General features: G+C 41.1%; 2 tRNA genes and 1 rRNA gene. All 3 read left to right on the forward strand.

Annotated elements, in window-relative coordinates:
• Positions 1–54, forward strand: a 16S ribosomal RNA gene (locus HUK45_RS09365); the annotation flags it as partial.
• Between the two features lie 89 nt (positions 55–143).
• Positions 144–218: transfer RNA gene (locus tag HUK45_RS09370), tRNA-Ile, on the forward strand.
• Positions 219–223: 5 nt separating this feature from the next.
• Positions 224–296 (forward strand) — tRNA-Ala (locus tag HUK45_RS09375).
• Positions 297–438 lie beyond the last annotated feature (142 nt).

Raw genomic sequence — 438 nt, forward strand, 5'->3', positions numbered from 1 at the left:
GTGAAGTCGTAACAAGGTAGCCGTAGGAGAACCTGCGGCTGGATCACCTCCTTTCTAAGGAATAAAACGGAAACCTACACATTGTTGAAACTTTGTTTAGTTTTGAGAGGTTTACTCTCAAAACAAGATTATGACGCTTATTTGGGCCTATAGCTCAGCTGGTTTAGAGCGCACGCCTGATAAGCGTGAGGTCGATGGTTCAAGTCCATTTAGGCCCATATATGGGGAATTAGCTCAGCTGGGAGAGCACCTGCTTTGCAAGCAGGAGGTCATCGGTTCGATTCCGTTATTCTCCATTGCTAACCGTGAGGTTAGCGAGCTTGCACTTTGAAAACTAAATAATATCAATTTTCTTTATTAATTAACAAAACAAACCGAGAACACCGCGTTATTTTGAGTTTTTTAGAAATTAATCGCTAACTCAATTAATCGGATAAT

The organism is Limosilactobacillus urinaemulieris, assembly GCF_014838745.1.
In the GTDB taxonomy this organism is placed as follows: domain Bacteria; phylum Bacillota; class Bacilli; order Lactobacillales; family Lactobacillaceae; genus Limosilactobacillus; species Limosilactobacillus urinaemulieris.